The organism is Ferrovibrio terrae, from assembly GCF_943372915.1.
GTDB classification, from domain to species: Bacteria; Pseudomonadota; Alphaproteobacteria; order Ferrovibrionales; family Ferrovibrionaceae; genus Ferrovibrio; species Ferrovibrio terrae_A.
Map to the genome: position 1 here is coordinate 17,444 of NZ_CALSAN010000013.1, position 16,931 is coordinate 34,374.

Annotated in this window: 16 protein-coding genes and 1 riboswitch; of the genes, 8 read left to right on the plus strand and 8 right to left on the minus strand. The window is 64.6% G+C overall.

Going from position 1 to position 16,931, the window contains the following annotated elements:
- Window positions 1-79: 79 nt before the first annotated feature.
- Together metZ and AAG821_RS10900 are read right to left on the minus strand one after the other, a co-directional pair.
- Window positions 80-1,294: an O-succinylhomoserine sulfhydrylase gene (gene metZ, locus AAG821_RS10895; protein ID WP_341914337.1), complete on the minus strand. Its 1,215-nt coding sequence runs from the start codon at window positions 1,292-1,294 to the stop codon at window positions 80-82.
- 65 nt (window positions 1,295-1,359) lie between these two features.
- Window positions 1,360-1,441: riboswitch (SAM riboswitch) on the minus strand.
- 278 nt (window positions 1,442-1,719) lie between these two features.
- Window positions 1,720-3,060 carry a hypothetical protein gene (locus AAG821_RS10900; protein ID WP_341914339.1) on the minus strand — a complete coding sequence of 447 codons (1,341 nt, stop codon included), beginning with the start codon at window positions 3,058-3,060 and terminating at the stop codon, window positions 1,720-1,722.
- Between the two features lie 183 nt (window positions 3,061-3,243).
- Here AAG821_RS10900 and AAG821_RS10905 point away from each other — a divergent pair, with 183 nt between their 5' ends.
- Entirely contained in the window at window positions 3,244-3,534 is a 291-nt protein-coding gene (locus AAG821_RS10905) for a GIY-YIG nuclease family protein (protein WP_341914340.1), read from the plus strand.
- Between the two features lie 125 nt (window positions 3,535-3,659).
- Here AAG821_RS10905 and AAG821_RS10910 read toward each other — a convergent pair whose 3' ends face one another.
- Window positions 3,660-4,331, minus strand: coding sequence for an extensin family protein (locus AAG821_RS10910; protein WP_341914342.1), 672 nt, complete (start codon window positions 4,329-4,331; stop codon window positions 3,660-3,662).
- Window positions 4,310-5,392, minus strand: coding sequence for an EF-P lysine aminoacylase EpmA (gene epmA, locus AAG821_RS10915; protein ID WP_341914344.1), 1,083 nt, complete (start codon window positions 5,390-5,392; stop codon window positions 4,310-4,312). Before epmA ends, AAG821_RS10910 begins: the two co-directional genes overlap by 22 nt.
- Before the next feature lie 123 nt (window positions 5,393-5,515).
- Between epmA and efp the strand changes: the two genes are divergently transcribed.
- A complete protein-coding gene (gene efp, locus AAG821_RS10920; RefSeq protein WP_341914346.1) occupies window positions 5,516-6,088 on the plus strand; it encodes an elongation factor P in 573 nt (190 codons plus the stop codon).
- A gap of 57 nt (window positions 6,089-6,145) precedes the next feature.
- Here the strand turns inward: efp and AAG821_RS10925 are convergent, their stop codons facing one another.
- Genes AAG821_RS10925 through AAG821_RS10935 form a run of 3 tightly spaced genes read right to left on the minus strand, consistent with a single transcriptional unit; the run spans window position 6,146 to window position 7,534 of the window.
- Window positions 6,146-6,517 (minus strand): hypothetical protein, encoded by a 372-nt coding sequence (locus tag AAG821_RS10925; RefSeq protein WP_341914348.1) that lies wholly within the window; start codon window positions 6,515-6,517, stop codon window positions 6,146-6,148.
- Window positions 6,518-6,570: 53 nt separating this feature from the next.
- Window positions 6,571-7,095, minus strand: a complete 525-nt coding sequence (locus AAG821_RS10930; protein ID WP_341914349.1) for a hypothetical protein — start codon at window positions 7,093-7,095, stop codon at window positions 6,571-6,573.
- The gene (locus AAG821_RS10935) at window positions 7,088-7,534 is read right to left on the minus strand and encodes a helix-turn-helix domain-containing protein (protein WP_341914350.1); all 447 of its coding nucleotides are present in this window, start codon (window positions 7,532-7,534) and stop codon (window positions 7,088-7,090) included. The genes AAG821_RS10930 and AAG821_RS10935 overlap by 8 nt, the downstream gene beginning before the upstream one ends.
- 332 nt (window positions 7,535-7,866) lie before the next feature.
- Here AAG821_RS10935 and AAG821_RS10940 point away from each other — a divergent pair, with 332 nt between their 5' ends.
- The 4 genes from AAG821_RS10940 (at window position 7,867) to AAG821_RS10955 (ending at window position 13,924) form a co-directional block, all read left to right on the plus strand.
- Window positions 7,867-8,328: a (2Fe-2S)-binding protein gene (locus tag AAG821_RS10940; RefSeq protein WP_341914352.1), complete on the plus strand. Its 462-nt coding sequence runs from the start codon at window positions 7,867-7,869 to the stop codon at window positions 8,326-8,328.
- 3 nt (window positions 8,329-8,331) lie between these two features.
- Complete coding sequence (locus AAG821_RS10945) at window positions 8,332-10,524, plus strand: xanthine dehydrogenase family protein molybdopterin-binding subunit (RefSeq protein ID WP_341914354.1); 2,193 nt, start codon at window positions 8,332-8,334, stop codon at window positions 10,522-10,524.
- 144 nt (window positions 10,525-10,668) lie between these two features.
- The gene (locus AAG821_RS10950; RefSeq protein WP_341914356.1) at window positions 10,669-12,813 is read left to right on the plus strand and encodes a TonB-dependent siderophore receptor; all 2,145 of its coding nucleotides are present in this window, start codon (window positions 10,669-10,671) and stop codon (window positions 12,811-12,813) included.
- 19 nt (window positions 12,814-12,832) lie between these two features.
- A complete protein-coding gene (locus AAG821_RS10955; protein WP_341914358.1) occupies window positions 12,833-13,924 on the plus strand; it encodes a PepSY-associated TM helix domain-containing protein in 1,092 nt (363 codons plus the stop codon).
- Here the strand turns inward: AAG821_RS10955 and AAG821_RS10960 are convergent.
- Window positions 13,908-15,095 (minus strand): MFS transporter, encoded by a 1,188-nt coding sequence (locus AAG821_RS10960; protein ID WP_341914360.1) that lies wholly within the window; start codon window positions 15,093-15,095, stop codon window positions 13,908-13,910. The genes AAG821_RS10955 and AAG821_RS10960 overlap by 17 nt on opposite strands.
- Before the next feature lie 233 nt (window positions 15,096-15,328).
- Here AAG821_RS10960 and AAG821_RS10965 point away from each other — a divergent pair, with 233 nt between their 5' ends.
- Window positions 15,329-16,123, plus strand: a complete 795-nt coding sequence (locus AAG821_RS10965; RefSeq protein ID WP_341914362.1) for an ABC transporter ATP-binding protein — start codon at window positions 15,329-15,331, stop codon at window positions 16,121-16,123.
- Window positions 16,123-16,893 (plus strand): ABC transporter permease, encoded by a 771-nt coding sequence (locus AAG821_RS10970; RefSeq protein WP_341914364.1) that lies wholly within the window; start codon window positions 16,123-16,125, stop codon window positions 16,891-16,893. Before AAG821_RS10965 ends, AAG821_RS10970 begins: the two co-directional genes overlap by 1 nt.
- Window positions 16,894-16,931 lie beyond the last annotated feature (38 nt).

Below are 16,931 nucleotides of genomic sequence, written 5' to 3' on the forward strand. Positions count from 1 at the left end.
CCAGCGACTTAACGCCGGCCGCACGCCTTGATCCCGCGCATGGGCCAATAATGCCGGGCTGTGGCATAATGGCAACAGATTAGCCGGCCTTTTCAAGCGCATGGGCAATATCCTCGACCAGGTCCCGGGGGTCTTCCAGACCCACCGAGAGGCGCACTAGGTCCTCGCCGATACCCAGCCGGGCCCGTTCCTCCAGACTCAACCTCTGGTGTGTGGTGGTAGCCGGGTGAGTGATCAGGCTTTTTGAATCGCCCAGATTATTCGAGATATCCACCAATTTCAGGGCATTGAGGAAACGGAACGTCCCCGCCTTGCCGCCGTTCGGCCGGAAGGCAAGCATGTTGCCGCCGGCCGACATCTGGCGCTGGACCAGGGCATATTGCGGGTGATCCTTGCGGCCAGGGTATAGCAGCGCCGGCACATTGGTCGGCGCCGCCAGACCGGGGTGGCCGGCCAGCTGATCGGCCAGGCTGGCGGCCGACTCGACCATCCGGCTGACCCGCAGCTCCAGGGTTTCCAATCCCTTGAGCATGACCCAGGCGTTGAACGGGCTGAGCGCCGGGCCGGTATGGCGCAGATAGGGCGTCAGTTCGTTAACGATGAAGTCTTCCGAGCCCAGCACCACGCCACCGAGGCAGCGGCCCTGGCCATCGATATGCTTGGTGGCGGAATAGACCACGATATCAGCCCCGAGCTGCAACGGCTTCTGCAGCACCGGGGTGGCGAAGACATTGTCGACCACGACCCGGGCGCCATGCTTGTGCGCGATGGCGGCGACGGCCGGCAGGTCGATCACCTCCAGCGTCGGATTGGCCGGCGTTTCCAGGAATACCACCTTGGTGCGGGCATTGACCGCGCGCTCCCAGGCCGTGAGATCGGTGCCATCGATCAGATGCGTCTTGATGCCAAAGCGCGGCAGCAGGTCTTCGACGATATAGCGGCAGGAGCCGAACACGGCGCGCGCCGACACCACCTCGTCGCCGGCCTTGAGCTGGCACATCAGCGCGGCATTCACCGCCGCCATGCCGGTGGCGGTGGCGCGCGCGGCCTGGGCGCCTTCCAGCAGCACCATGCGCTGTTCGAACATTTCGACCGTGGGATTGCCGAAGCGGCTGTAGACGAAACCGGGCTCTTCATTCTTGAAGCGGCGCTCGGCGGCCTCGGCGCTGTCATAGCGGAAGCCCGAGGTCATGAAGATCGCCTCGGAGGTTTCGCCAAACCCGGTGCGCATGGTACCGCCGCGCACCATCTGGGTGGCCAGCCGCCAGGACTTCTCGCTCTCGTTCTTGCTCATCACACCCTCTTCCGGCCTGCCGCGCAGGCAACAAAAAACCCCGGCACCATGAGGTCCGGGGTTTTTTGACAAACCGCCCGACCTCTTTAGCGGTTTGTTTTACGTGGTCCGCAAGCCGGTCGGCTCCAAATCACCACGGCGCCAGAAAATGGCGTGGCAGCGTGATACGGCGCGGCGGCGGAACCGTCAAGCCCGAAACGACTCCAGGGCCGGCCAGCGGGTTCAGGTTCATTGAGGTTCGCTGGCGTTCGCTGGGATTCGTACAGCTTCCCTGGGCGCTCATTCGGCTTCGCTGGAGTTCGCCAGAATTCGCAGCCTGTCTAAATCATTGATTTCTATAGAATCGCAGAAAATGGAACATTGTAAGATTATATAGGAAAATAATGCCAAAATCCAGAGCGATCCCGCGGCCAGCGCCGGCGCCCCTATTCCTTGAACTCTGCCTTCTGTGGGATGCGGTTGAAGGCGATCTTGGCGCCCATGAAATCGGACTTGTGCTGGGGCAGCGCCCCGATGCGCACGGTGTCTTTCTTGTCGTATTTCTGGTTCAGCCTGTCCATCGCCTCCCACAGTTTCGCGCGCTTGGCGGCGGCTTCCGCATCATCCTGCTCCAGGCCCGAGGCGCCGCCGAACAGATCGAGCGTCACGGCATCCTTGGGCACCAGGCCGGTGAGCCACATGCCGACCTTCATGTAGCGGGCGCGGCGCCTGCCGCTGCGCTGTCCGGTCTCGTCCAGCATCTGCGCCCACAGGCTGGCGATGGCATCGAGGATGACGAAATTGTCCTGCGTCTGGGTCAGGCGGAAATCCCTGGCCCAGCGCCGGCCATCGTCAAACCGCACCTTGATGCCGATATTGCCGGCGACGAAACCGAGCCGGCGCAGCCGCGCGCCACCCTTCACGCCGAGCCGGCGCGCAATCAGCCGCGCCGATTCCGCATCGCGGAACTGCGGCGGCAGCACGTGCTCATGGCTGATCGAGCGATGCGCATTCGACTGCTCGTAATCGCCGATGCCGCGCAGGCGCTGGATGAAGGCCGGGCCTTCCTTGCTGCCCCAGATGCGGCGCGCATCCTCGGGCCCCAGTGCCCAGAGCGCGGCCATGGTGGTGATGCCGGCCTCGTTCAGCCGCACTTCCATATTGGGCCCGATGCCCGGCAGGTCGCGCAGCGGCAGCGGCAGGATGCGCTCGGGCAGTTCATGGCCCTCGATCACCGTGAGGCCATCGGGTTTCTGCATGTCGCTGGCCAGCTTGGCGAGGAACTGGTTCGGCGCGATGCCGATCGAGCAGCGCACGCATTCGCCCAGATTGGCCAGCAGCCCGGCACGGATGCGGCGCGACAGCGCGATGGCATTGTCTTTCAGGCGCTGCGGCCCCATCAGCTCGCAGGAGACCTCGTCGATCGACCAGGTCTTGTAGACCGGGATATGGCGGTCGATCTCGTCCTTGATCTCGTCGTGGAATTCCACGTAGCGGTCATGTCGCGCCGGCACGATGGCGATGCCGGGATATTTCTGCTTCGCTTCCCAGACCGGCGTGCCGGTCTTGATGCCGAAGGTCTTCGCCTCGATCGAGGCGGCGATGGCGGATGTCGTGTCGCTCATCACCGGCACCACGATCACCGGCTTGCCGCGCAGGCCCGGATTATCCTGCTGCTCGACGCTGGCGAAAAAGCTGTTGAGGTCGAGATAGAGGAATCGCAGCGACGAGGCCGCCCAGGCCTCGCGGGCGGCGATATCGGCATCGGAACGGGGCGGCAGGGTCATGGGGCGAGTTTAACCCGCCCCGGATGAATACGAAATAGGAACATTATCGCTGGCGGGGCGGCCAAAGCCGTCACCCTCGGACCCGAAAAACTCTGCTCCGCCAAGGGCCATCGCGCGTTCCGAGACGCGGAGGGTTGGGATGGACCCTTGGGACAAGCCCAAGGGTGACTGTAAGATTTCTGCATGGCCGGTGGCTGGGTCTACATCATGTCCAATAAGCCAAATGGCACGCTCTACATCGGCGTGACCAGCGATATTGCACGCCGGGCGTGGGAGCACCGGGAAAGTGTGGTTGATGGCTTTACCAAGCGATATGGCTTGAAACACCTCGTTTACATCGAGGCCCATGAGAGCATCGAAGCGGCAATCCGACGCGAGAAAACGATGAAACTGTGGCCCCGGCAATGGAAGCTGCGGACGATTTCTGCGGCCAATCCGGACTGGCGCGACCTGTTCGACACGCTGAATGTCTGAATAAAAGATCGTCACCCTTGGGCTTGTCCCAAGGGTCCATCTGTGCGTTCCGAGGCGCGGATGAATGGTATGGACCCTCGGAATAAATCCGAGGGTGACGGTCTGTGTAACGGCGAAATCGGCCCTTACGAACCGCAGCGGTTCCACGGGCCTATATCCCAGTGGAAGCTCTTGGCATGCGCTGCATCGGCATTGGGGCCGAGCACGACCGAGAAGAACTTGCAGGCCTCGCGGTTCACGCCGCGCAGATACTGCCCCTCGCGGCCCTGGCTGCGGAAATGATCGGCCACCGAAACGCGCCGCCCATCGGCCAGCACGAAGCCCCAGATGTCGATGGCGCGGCCATGGCCATGCTCGCTGATGCGGCTGGAATTGCCGGTCATGCGTTTGCAGGTGAACGCCCCCGCGTGGTTGATCTGCTTGAGCGGCTGGCCGAAGACGCGCTGGGCCTCGGGTACCAGCACCTCTTTCTCGAACTGCATCAGCCGCAACGCCATCGGGCAGGTCATTTCCGCCGGCCGCACCAGGTCGACGCTGGTGGCGATCAGCCGTACGCCATTCTGCAGCGTGCAGCCATCCTTGCCGGCCTCGGCCTGGGCGATCAGCTCGAATTTTGCCCCCGTGGCGGCCAGATCGTTGAGACAGGCGGCCTGGATGATGTCGCGGCCGATCCATTGCGAACTGGCCGGCGGCTGCGTCGGCTCGGGCAAGGACGCGGCCTGACGCTGGCGCGGCGCGCAGGCCGCGGCCAGCAGCAGCACTGCGAGGATGGCCGTTACTCGGAAACCGGCAGCCACAGCACCTCCTCGATGCGCGACGCACCGGCCAGCAGCATCACCAGGCGATCCACGCCCAGCGCGATGCCGGCGCAATCGGGCAGGCCATGCTGCAGCGCCGCCAGAAAATCCCCGTCGATCGGGTAATCGTAGCCATAGAGCCGTTTCTTCAGTGCCATATCGGCTTCGAAGCGGCGGCGCTGTTCGGCCGCATCGGTGAGTTCGGAAAAGGCATTCGCCAGTTCCATGCCGCAGGCATACAGCTCGAAGCGTTCGGCCAGATGCGGTGCGGCTTTTTTCGGCCGGCTGAGCGCGGCCTGATGGATCGGGTAGTCATACAGGATGCAGGGCGCATCAAGGCCGAGATGGGACTCGACCCTGTCCAGCGCAACGCGGAAATAGAGATCGTCCCAGCTGTCGCCGGCATCGACCCGCACGCCGATCGCGGCGCAGGCGGCACGCATGGCGGCAAGGTCAGGGTTATGCGGATCGGCGCCGATGCAGATGCCGAGATCGAGACGCGCATGGCGGGCAAAAGCGTCATGCACGGTGAGATACTGCCACGGCTGCAGGATATCGGCCGTGTGACCCTGCCATGTGAGGGTGCTGCGGCCGGTGGCCGCCGCAATCGCCTGCAGCAGGGTTTCGCAGTCGCGCATGATGCTGCGATAGTCAGCCGGCTTTCCGTCGTCAGACTGGGCGCGATACCATTCCAGCATCAGGAAGGCGGGATGATGGGTGGCGGCGCGCTCGCCGTTGCGGAAGACGGGGGCCAGCTGGAACAGCTTCGGTTCGCCGGCCGCCAGCAGCTTTTTCATGGCGAATTCGGGCGAGGTGTGCAGATACAGCGGCCGGGTACTGCCGTCGGGGTGTTCCAGCCGGGTCTCGAAGGCCTTGAGATGCGGCTCCAGCCCCGGCGAGACCTGCAGGGCCGGGGTCTCGACCTCGACGAATCCGAGCCCGGCAAAGCACGACCGCAGCGCAGCCAGAACCGCCTGGCGCAACAGCAGATTGGGCCGGCGGCGGGCATAAAGCTCGGGATGCCACCAGGGCGGGGGGCCGGATTGTCCGGAAGTGGTCATTCCACGTGACTTTTCGCACCGACTCGGGTTGAGAAGGCAGTCCCAACCTGATAGTTTCCGCGCGGTTTTTTCGCAAGCGGGTCCTTGTCGGGGCCCGCTATTCGTTTTCGGAGATACGCTTCCATGCCCAAGGTAAATGCCAACCAGCTCCGCAAGGGCAACGTGGTCGAGATCAATGGCAAGCTGCTGGCCGTGATCACGGCACAGAACATCCAGCCCGGCAAGGGCACGCCGGTGATGCAGCTGGACCTGCGCGACCTGAGCACCGGCATCAAGACCACCGAGCGCTACCGCACCACCGAGTCGGTCGAGCGCGTGTTCATCGATACCCGCGAGTTCAGCTACCTGTTCGCCGAAGGCGACATGTACACCTTTATGGACACCGAGAATTACGAGCAGATCGCCGTGCCGGCCGAAGTGGTGGGCGAACAGGCCGTGTGGCTGCAGGAAGGCATGAAGGTCGAGATCGCGCTGTATGACGGCAAGCCGGTGTCGGTGTCGCTGCCGCAGACCGTGATCATGGAGATCACCGAGACCGAGCCGACCGTGAAGGGCCAGACCGCCTCCTCGTCCTACAAGCCGGCCATCGTCGAGAACGGCCAGCGCGTGATGGTGCCGCCGCATGTCTCGTCGGGCGTGCGCATCGTCATCAATATCAGCGAAGGCGCCACCTATATGGAACGCGCCAAGGACTAAGCCGACATCCGGCACAGCCAGGAAAACCGACCCGCCACAGCGATGTGGCGGGTTTTTTCATGCCGGCAGGGGAACCAGCGGCCCGAAGAAGCCGGTGATGCGCTGCAGCCGGCCGCCCTCGCCCAGCAGGCAGAAATCGGTGCCTTCGCGCATCACGCTGCCATCGGCGGCATAGCGGATGAAGCCGAAGCGCAGCAGGCCGTGGTGGCTGTCGACCAGGCTGCTGCGCCGAATCGTGCTGCCGGGAAACTTCTCCAGCAGCGTACCGATATGCGTCACCAGGGCGGCGCGGTCGAGATCCTGCACCAGCGGATCGCTGTAGCGGCAGTCCGCCGTCCAGGCCAAGCGCAGCAGGCGGTTGCGCTCGGCCGCATCGGGCGCGTTCCACGCCGCGCAATAGGTGTCGATCACATCATCCAGTGCCATCATGGCTGCCTCCCGGATTTTTGCCGCAGTCTAGCAAACTATGGCCCCGGCAAACATCAGTCCGGACAGGGCGCACCGGCGCGCAGCCAGCTCGCCACCGCCACCACCAGATGATCGCGGCTGAGTGCCGGGCTGCCCCGCCCGGTGCCCGGCGTCCAGGCCCAGCCGATCAGCGGGTCTTCGGCGAAATGCCTGCCCAGGGCTTCGGGCTCCAGCCCACCATTGCGCTGCGGCTCGCGCAGATCGCGACACAGATCGCCGGCCGGCCGGTTGCGGAACACGGCATCGCCGGCTTTGGGCATGCGCCAGTCCGGCGCGCCCGGCGCCGCGGCGGTATTCTGAGGCTTGTGACAGCCCGCGCAGGTGAGCCGGGCAACGCCCTTGCCCTCGGGCCCGCGCTGCACGGCCGGCTGGTGCGGCCGGAAATCGCGCTGCAGCGGCGCCGCCGTATCGGTGTGGCAGTTGGCGCAGCGCGGATGCTGCGTCACCGCGAAGATCGGCTGGAACAGATCGGCCTGTGCGACAGCCGGCGCGGCCATGGCGCAGCAGGCCAGCAGCAGGACGACGGCAAGCCTAGTCATCCTTGGGCAGGGATTTCGCCTGGCGGTCGAAAGCGGCACGCGCGGCGCCGACCAGCTGTTCGTTGCGGATCGCCCATTCCCAGACGCCGCAGAGCGCCTCGCTCAGTTCGATGCCGGCCGGGGTGAGTTCGTAATCGACGCGCGGCGGCACCTCGGCATAGACCTTGCGCGCCACCACGCCGTCGCGCTCCAGCTGGCGCAGCGTCTGCGTCAGCATCTTCTGGCTCACGCCCTGCAGGGTTTCGCGCAGGCGCGAGAAGCGCATGGCGCCGCGCTCATACAGCTCGTCCATCACCCGCAGGCTCCACTTGTCGCCGAAGCGCACCATCAGGTCGCGCACCAGCTCTTCGGTTTCCTTGGTGAAGGTGCAACTCGCGGCGGCACAGGCCACCGGCGCATCATTTCCATTGGTTTCCGGCAGGTGCCTATCGGTCGCCACAAGTGCCTTATTGCTGATCGGAACCGGAGTTTTATATGCTTGGGTCATGCACACAGATAATCGCAGGATGGCCGGCAAGACCACTGGTTTTTTTGTCTGTCATCGCATGAATTTCTGTCTGCCGTCACAGCATCGATCAATTAAGCCATGGTACCGAAATCGCAAGGCGGGTTTCGATCCAGCTGAGGTATACTGCGCAAGCTGACCAGCAAGGGGCCGCCCGAATGCCCCACGATGCTTTTTAACATCCATGGACGCGTTTCCCGACCAGGCATGGCGTCTGCTTTTTTGTCTTCACAATCCATTCTTCATCGCCCCAGTGGAGGACCACAATGGCTACCAAATTCACATTGAACGGCAAGGCTGTCAGCCTGAATGTCGATCCCGACATGCCGCTGCTCTGGGCCGTGCGCGACGAGATCGGCCTGACCGGCAGCAAGTTCGGCTGCGGCGCCGCCCAGTGCGGCGCCTGCACCATGCATGTCGACGGCCAGCCGGTGCGCGCCTGCTCGACGCCGATCTCGGCCATCGAAGGCCAGAAGGTCACCACCATCGAAGGCCTTGGTGGCAAGGTGGCGCAGGCGGTGCAGGCCGCCTGGGTCAAGCATGAGGTCGCGCAATGCGGCTATTGCCAGTCCGGCCAGATCATGTCGGCGGTGGCTTTGCTGACCGACAACAAGAAACCCAATGACGCCCAGATCGACGAGGCCATGCAGGGCAACATCTGCCGCTGTGCGACTTACGTGCGCATCCGCGCCGCGATCCATGACGCCGCCAAGACCGTGAGGGCCTAAGCCATGACCGAGCAGAGCAAGATCAAACTGCCGCAAGCCTCGCGCCGCGGCTTCCTGCAGGGAGCCGGCGCCGCCGGCCTCGGCCTCGTTGTCGGCTTCCACTGGATGCCGCGCCATGCGATGGCGCAGAAGGCTGCCGCCGGCACCCCGGCGATGATCAACGCCTTCATCCGCATCGCGCCCGACAACACCGTCACCGTGCTGTCGAAGCATCTGGAGATGGGCCAGGGCACCTATACCGGCCTCGCCACCATCGTGGCCGAGGAGCTGGATGCCGACTGGAAGCAGATGCGCACCGAAGGCGCACCGGCCGATGCCAAGCTCTATGCCAACCTCGCCTTCGGCACCATTCAAGGGACCGGTGGCAGTACTGCCATGGCGAATTCCTGGGACCAGCTGCGCAAGGCGGGCGCCACCGCACGCGCCATGCTGGTGAGTGCCGCCGCCGAGCAGTGGAAGGTTCCGGCCAAGGAGATCACCGTGTCGAAAGGCGTGGTGAGCCATGCCGCCAGCGGCAAGAAAGCGACCTTCGGCCAGCTGGCCGTGAAGGCTGCTGCGATTACGCCGCCCGCCGATGTGCCACTGAAAGACCCGGCCAAGTTCACCCTGATCGGCAAGGATGTGCCGCGTCTGGATGCGCGGGCCAAGAGCAACGGCACCGCGCAGTTCAGCCTCGACGTCAAGCTGCCTGGCATGCTGACAGCGCTGCTGCAGCGCGCGCCGCTGTTCGGCGCCAAGGTCAAGAGCTTTGACGCCACCAAGGCGAAAGCCGTGCCCGGCGTGGTGGATGTGGTGCAGATTTCCAACGGCGTGGCGGTGGTGGCGAAGAATTTCTGGGCCGCCAAGCTGGGCCGCGAGGCGCTGGATATCCAGTGGGATGACTCCGCCGCAGAAAAGCGCGGCACCGACGAGATCCTGGCCGAGTACAAGGCGCTGGCGAAGACACCAGGCCTGCCGGCGCGCAAGGACGGCGATGTGGACGCCGCCTTTGCCAAGGCCGCGAAGATCCTGGAAGCCACCTACGACTTCCCGTATCTGGCCCATGCGCCAATGGAGCCGCTGGACTGCGTGGTCAAGCTGGATGCCAACGGTGTCGAGATCTGGGCCGGCGACCAGTTCCAGACCATCGACCAGATGAACGCGGCCGGCGTGCTGGGCATGAAGCCCGAGCAGGTGAAGATCAACACGATCTATGCCGGCGGCAGTTTCGGCCGCCGCGCCACCATCCAGTCGGACTACATCGTGGAAGGCGTCGAGATCGCCAAGGCGATCAATGGTCGGGCGCCGGTGCGCCTGGTGTGGACGCGCGAGGACGATATCAAGGGCGGCCGCTATCGCCCGATGTATCACCATGTGCTGAAGGCCGGCATCGACGACAAGGGCGAGATCATCGCCTGGCAGCATCGCATCGTCGGCCAGTCGATCGTGACCGGCACGCCATTCGAGGCGTTCATGGTCAAGGACGGCATCGATCATACCTCGGTGGAAGGTGCCGCCAACCTGCCCTATGCCATCCCGAATATGCGCGTGGAACTGCACACCACCAAGACCGGCGTGCCGGTGCTGTGGTGGCGCTCGGTCGGCAGCACGCATACCGCGTTTGCCACCGAGGTGTTCCTCGACGAGATCGCGGCGGAGACCAAGCAGGATCCGCTGGCCCTGCGGCGCAAGCTGCTGACCAAGCATCCGCGTCATCTCGGCGTGCTGAACCTGGCCGCCGAAAAAGCCGGCTGGGGCAAGCCGCTGCCGGCCGGCCGCATGCGCGGCATCGCCGTGCATGAAAGCTTCTCGTCCTTCGTAGCGGAAGTGGCGGAAGTGGTGCTGCAGGCCGATGGCAGCTGGAAGGTGGACCGGGTGGTGGCGGCGGTCGATTGCGGCATGCCGATCAACCCCAACATCATCCGGGCGCAGGTGGAAAGCGGCATCGGCTATGGCCTCTCGGCCACCATCAAGCCGGGCATCACCATGGCCAAGGGTGCGGTCGAGCAGTCGAACTTCCACGACTACGAGGTGCTGCGCATCCACGAGATGCCCAAGGTGGAGGTGCATATCGTGCCGTCGACGGAAAAGCCGACCGGCATCGGCGAACCCGGCACCCCGCCGGTGGCGCCGGCGGTGGCCAATGCGCTGATGAGCGGCACCAGGATGGTGTTCCGCGCCCTGCCGCTGCCGCCGACCGCGACCAAGTCCGCATAACCGGCAGTTTTTTAGACCGGCCCTGAAAGCCCGCGGCACTGCCGCGGGCTTTTTTCTTATCCGGTGCAGCGGCTTAACCGCCTTGACAGGTCACAATCTTTCGTAGGAAACATTGCGTCTCTGATATTAATAATGAGTCTCACTATGAAAAACTTCGGGGGTTCGGCCACAGCTCTTGGCCTTCTGCTCACGCTGCCAGCCATGGCCCTGCTGGCGAACCAGCCGGCCCTGGCCCAGGACAGCCAGCCCGTACAGCTGCAGGGCATCACCGTGACGGCGGCGGGCGACTGGCTCGGCGAGGCCGATCCGGAAGTGGTGCGCACCCATGCCGGCGGCCGCAGCGTGGTGCGCCAGGAGCAGTTCGAGCAGAGCGGGGCCTCCACCGTGACCGAGGCGATCCGCGCCATCCCGGGCGTGCAGACCCCGCCGCCCAACGGCAGCGGCGGCGGCGACTATGCCCTCAACATCGGCATTCGCGGCATGACCTCGCGGCTCAGCGCCGGCGCCACCATCCTGATGGACGGCATTCCGCTGGCCAATGCGCTGTATGGCCAGCCGGAAACCTCGCTGGGCGCGGTGTCGCTCGGCATGCTGCAGGCCATCGACGTGGTGAAGGGTGGCGGCTCGGTACGCTATGGGCCCGGCACCTCCGGCGGCGTGGTGAATTTCGTCACCAAGGATATCCCGACCACGCCCTATGGCGGCGAGATCAGCCTGCGCGGCGACAGCACTGCCGGAAATGACGCCAATGGCCGCCTGCTCGGCAAGTCCGACATCATGGCCGGCGGTTCGCTGCAGAACGGCTCCGGCCTGGCCGTGTTCTATTCCGGCAATCACGGCGAATCCTACCGCGACAACACCAATCAGGATATCGACGACTTCATGCTGAAGGGTCGCCTGGCGCTGACTGAGACCAGCCGACTGGAAACCCGCCTGCGTCACTACAATGCCGATGCCAGCACGCCCGGCCCGCTGACCCAGGCGGCCTTCAACGCCGACCCCTACCAGTCGACGCATTCCCGCGAGCGCTTCAAGGGTGAGCGCGACGAGTATGTGCTGAAATACGTGAACGAGTTCAACGGCGACTATCGCCTGGAGACGACCGGTTTCCACACCGAGAGCTTCCGCGAACTCACCATCGCCTCAGCCGCCGCCACTTCGGTCAACGGCGGCAGCGACGCATCGCTGACCATCCTGGACCGCCTGCCGCGCAATTACAGCGTCTATGGCTTCGAGCCGCGCTTCACGGCCCTGGCGGAAACCGGCATCGTCAAGCATGCCGCATCGATCGGCTATCGCTACATGACGGAAGCCACCGACGAGATGCGCTTCCGCCGCACCGGTGCCGCCGGCTTCAATCCTTTCGGCGTTGCCGAGGCGCGTAACCGCTATACCGAGGGCTCGACCGAGGCGCATGCCGTCTATGTCGACAATGCCATGAAGGTCGGTGCCGTGACGGTGACGCCCGGCATCCGCTTCGAGAAAGTGGAGGTCGAACGCCTCAACAAGCTGACCGGCTTCCGCGACACGGAAAAATACGAAGAACCCCTGCCCTCGCTCAGCGTCGGCTGGGAGGTGAATCGCGACCTGTTCACCTATGCCAATTACTCGACCTCGTTCAATCCGGTAACGCATCTGGCCCTGGGCGACTCGACTGCTGCCGGCGCCGGCAGCCTGGAACCGGAACGCGCCAAGACCTACGAGATCGGCGCGCGCTACAAGGCCGGCGGCCTGTCGCTGGAGGGCGGCCTGTTCCTGATCCACTTCGACAACCAGATCGAAAGCGTCAACAGCGTCAACATCAACACCGGCGCCACCAAGCACCAGGGCATCGAGACTGCGGCCGAATATGATCTCGGCACACTCTACACCGCGCTGAAGGGCCTGAGCGTCTACGCCACCTATGCCTATACCGAGGCGACACGCGAGCAGGGCGCAAATGCCGGTCGTCAACTGGGGCTGTATTCCCCGCATGTCGGCACGGTCGGCACGCGATATCGCACTGGCGAATGGACCTTCAATCTGAATGCCTACGGCCAGTCGGAACAGCACGCTGACGACACCAACACTGTCGAGTCGAGTGCCAATGGCAAACTGGGGCCGATCCAGGGCTATGTGCTGTTTAACGGCCAGGTTGCGTATGATTTCCCCAGCGGCGTGACGGTGGCGGCCGGCGTCAATAATATCTTCGACGAGCTGTATTTCACCCGCGCCAGCATCGAGGCCAATGGCGGCCTGTTTGCCGGCGCACCGCGAACCGCGTATATCACCACCAAATTCGTGTTCTGAGTCTGAAGAGGCGGCGCCAGTGACGCTGAGACAGATCTGGCGCCGCCTGCATTTATGGATCGGCCTGGCGGCGGGCGCGGTTTTCGCGATGCTCGGCCTGACCGGCAGCGCCATGGTGTATCAGGAAGAGATTCTCGACCTGCTCTACCCCCGCATCATGCATGTGGCACCCGGCGAGGCCCTGGCGCCGCCATCGCACTTCCTGGCCACCGCCCAGCAGGCGGGCGGCCGCGTGGCCTATCTGCGCTATCCCGAAACGGCCGACCGGCCGGTGCAGGCCACGCTGGATATGCCCGGCGGCGGCCGGCAGACCGTGCTGATCGATCCCTACGCCGCCACCCTGATCGCACCATTGCCGGGACAGCAGCTGTTTGCCTTTCTGCTGGACCTGCATAGCCGTCTTTTGCTGGCGACACCCGGCCGAGAGATCCTGGGCTGGGTGGGGCTCACGCTGGCCTTCAGCGCCATCAGCGGCGCGATCCTGTGGTGGCCACAGCTGCGATGGCGCGCGTGGAAGCAGGCGCTGACCATGAAGTGGCGCGGCATGTCATGGTATCGCCGCAGCTTTGACCTGCACAAGGTTGGCGGCGCGACCATGATCCTGCCGCTGTTGCTGCTGGCGCTCAGCGGCAGCGCCATTTGCTTTCGTGATGCCCTGCTGCCGGCGATGACCGCTTTGGGTGGCATCCGTCCGCTCGGCGCTGCCGCAGCGGCACGACCGGCAGAGATCGGCACGGCCAGATCGGTGGATGAGCTGCTGGCCGAGGCGCAGCGCCTGATCCCGGGCGCGCGGCCGGTTTTCATTTCGCCGCCGACGCGGCCCGGCGGCACCACCCGCATCCGCCTGCGCCAGCCCGACGAAATTCATCAGAACGGCCGCAGCTATGTGCTGTTCGATGCCACCGGGCGCGTGCTGGACCTGCAACGCGTCTCGGAACTGCCGGCGGCGAATCTGGTGATCGACCAGCTGCCCTATCCGCTGCATACCGGCTATCTGTTCGGCGCCGTGGGACGCCTGATTGTTTTCATCTCCGGGCTGCTGCCGGCGCTGCTGTTTGCCACCGGGCTTTACCTGTGGCTGCGCTCGCGCCCGTTCAGGCGGCGGGCGTGACGAACTGAACGCCCCTGCGCTGCCGCCACAGCAGCGCGACGCACAGGCCGCCGCCCAGCGACAGCGGCAGCATGGCGAGATAGGCCAGACCGCCGAAAGCGGCAAACAGCGGACCCACGATCAGGGTGCCGGCCGCCAGCAAGGCGGAATTGCCGGCGCTGTACAGGCTTTGCGCCGAGGCCGAGGCATCGGCATCGACGCCTTCGGCCAGCAGCCGCATGGCGCCGAGATGGGCGCAGCCGAAGGTGGCGGCATGCAGCAGGTTGAGCGCCACCAGCACGGAAAAATCGCCGGTGAAGGCCGTGAAGCTCCAGCGGATGGTGCCTCCCAGCGCCGCCAGCGCCAGCAGGCCGACACCGCCGACATGCTGCGCCACCCGCTGGCCAACCGCGAACAGAATCACTTCGGCCAGCACACCCTCGGCCCAGAGAAAGCCGATCTGCGCATCGCTCAGGCCCTGGCTGCGCCAGTGCAGGGTGCCGAAGGTGTAGAACATCGCATGGCTGGCCTGCAGGCAGGCATTGGCCCCGAGGAAGGCCAGGAACAGCGGGCTGCGCATCAGCCGCATGGCCGGCGCGCCGACCATGCGCGGTCGGTTGAGCGGCAGGCGCAGATCGGGCAGCAGATGGCTGCTGAGCGCGAGGCCCACCATGCCGATCAGCAACAGGATGAAGATCCAGTTGTCGTCGCGTCCCTTCAGCCACAGGCCGGCAAGATAGGCGGTGACCAGGAAACTGAGCGAGCCCCAGAGCCGCAGGCGGCCGTATTGCAGATTGTGCCGCGTGCTGGCCAGCACGGCGATGTTTTCGCTGAACGGCGCAATCGGTCCCCAGGCAGCGGTGTGCAGCAGCCAGATTCCCAGCATCGGCCAGAAGCCTTCCGTCCAGCCCAGCAGGATATAGAAGGCAAGGCTGAGCCAGGTCAGCACGATGATGGCCTGGCGGCGGCGGCCATTGCGGTCGACCGCATGCGCGGCCATCGGGCCGGCCACCAGCCGCAGCAGGATGCCGGAGGACAGGATCACCGAAATTTCGGTTGGTGAAAGACCGCGCGACTGCAGCCACACCGAGAAGAATGGCAGATGAATACCGGGCACCACGAACAGCGCGGCAAAATAGACGCTGATCCGCCAGGCAATGGCGCGACGGTTTTCAGGGCTGTTGTCGCTCACGGAATACTCCGACTGCCTTCGAATCGGGCAGGGTGAAAATTGTTTACAATTCTACGGCGTCCGTGGTTACAATTCTTTATATGCGGCGCACAAATGCCGCCGTCCGGGCAAAAATCCGACACTGATACGGCAGGGGGACAAGATCGCATCATGCAGGCGATGACAAGGGGATGCGGCCCCAAGGCCGCGCACCGGAATACCGTGCAGGTGAATGTTGCGCGGGGAGCGCTGTGATGCAGGGCCCGGCTTTCGTCAAAATCAACGGTGTCAGTCTGACCTATCGTCAGGCCGAGGAAGAGACCCTCGCCGTAGAGGATCTCAACATCGACATCCAGGAAGGCGAATTCGTCGCCGTGGTCGGGCCGTCTGGCTGCGGCAAGTCGACGCTGATGAAACTGGTGACCGGCCTGCTGAACTGCACCGGCGGCAGCATCACCATCGGCGGCAAGCCGGTGAACGGCCCGATCCAGGGCGTGGGCATGGCCTTCCAGAATTCCACCCTGCTGCCCTGGCGCACCACGCTGGACAACGTGATGCTGCCGCTGGAGATCGTCGAGCCGCACAAGCGCCGGCTGCGCAAGGAAAAGCAGGCCTATATCGCGCAGGCCATGGCCCTGCTCAAGACCGTGGGACTGCAGGATTTCGCCGACAAGTTCCCCTGGCAGCTGTCGGGCGGCATGCAGCAGCGCGCCAATGTCTGCCGCTCGATCATCCATGAACCGCGCCTGCTGATGCTGGACGAACCCTTCGGCGCGCTGGATGCCTTCACGCGCGAGGAATTGTGGGGCGTGATGCAGAAGCTGTGGATGGAACGGCGCTTCACCGCCATCCTGATCACCCATGACCTGCGCGAGGCGACCTATCTGGCCGACCGCGTCTTCGTGATGAGCAAGCGGCCGGGCCGGATCATCCTGAGCAAGGAAATCGACATTCCGCGTCCGCGCACGCTGGACACGACCTTTGAGCCGCATTTCGGCTCCATCGTGCATGAGCTGCGCGAGCATATTCATTCGGTGAGGGAATCGTGATGAACGAGAAGAACCTCATCCGGGCGATGCCCTGGATGGTCACCATCGGACTCTTCATCCTGTGGGAAGTCGTCTGCGTCATCACCCGCGTCGAAACCTTCATCCTGCCGCGCCCCACCGTGGTGTTCGAGGCGATGGTGAAATTCGCCCCGCAGATCACCCATCATGCACTGCAGACCCTGATGACCACCACGGCCGGCTTCGCGCTCGGCGTGGTCGGCGGTGGCCTGCTCGGCATCTTCATCGGGGCCTCGCGGCTGGTCTATGTCGGCCTCTATCCGGTGCTGGTCGGCTTCAACTCGATCCCCAAGGTGGCGCTGGTGCCGGTGCTGGTGATCTGGTTCGGCATCGGCACGGTGCCGGCGATCATCACCGCCTTCGTGATTTCCTTCTTCCCGATCGTGGTCAATGTCGCCACCGGCCTGGCCACCATCGAGCCTGAGCTGCGCGACGTGCTGCGCTCGCTGGGGGCGACCAAGACTGAAATCCTCACCAAGATCGGGTTGCCGCGCGCCATGCCCTATCTGTTCGCGTCGCTGAAAATCGCCATTACGCTGGCTTTCGTCGGCTCGGTGATCGCGGAAACCGTGGCGTCCAACGAGGGCATCGGATACCTGATGCTGTCGGCCTCTTCGAGCTATAATGTGCCACTGGTCTTCGCCGGCCTGATCGTGGTCGCCGCCATGGGCGTGGTGATGTATGCGGTGGCGGTGTGGTTCGAGCGGCGCATGACCGGCTGGGCGTTCCGCGGCAGCGACCTGATGAGCTGACGCCGCCCAACTGCGGCAAAGGATGCGGCAAGGAAACC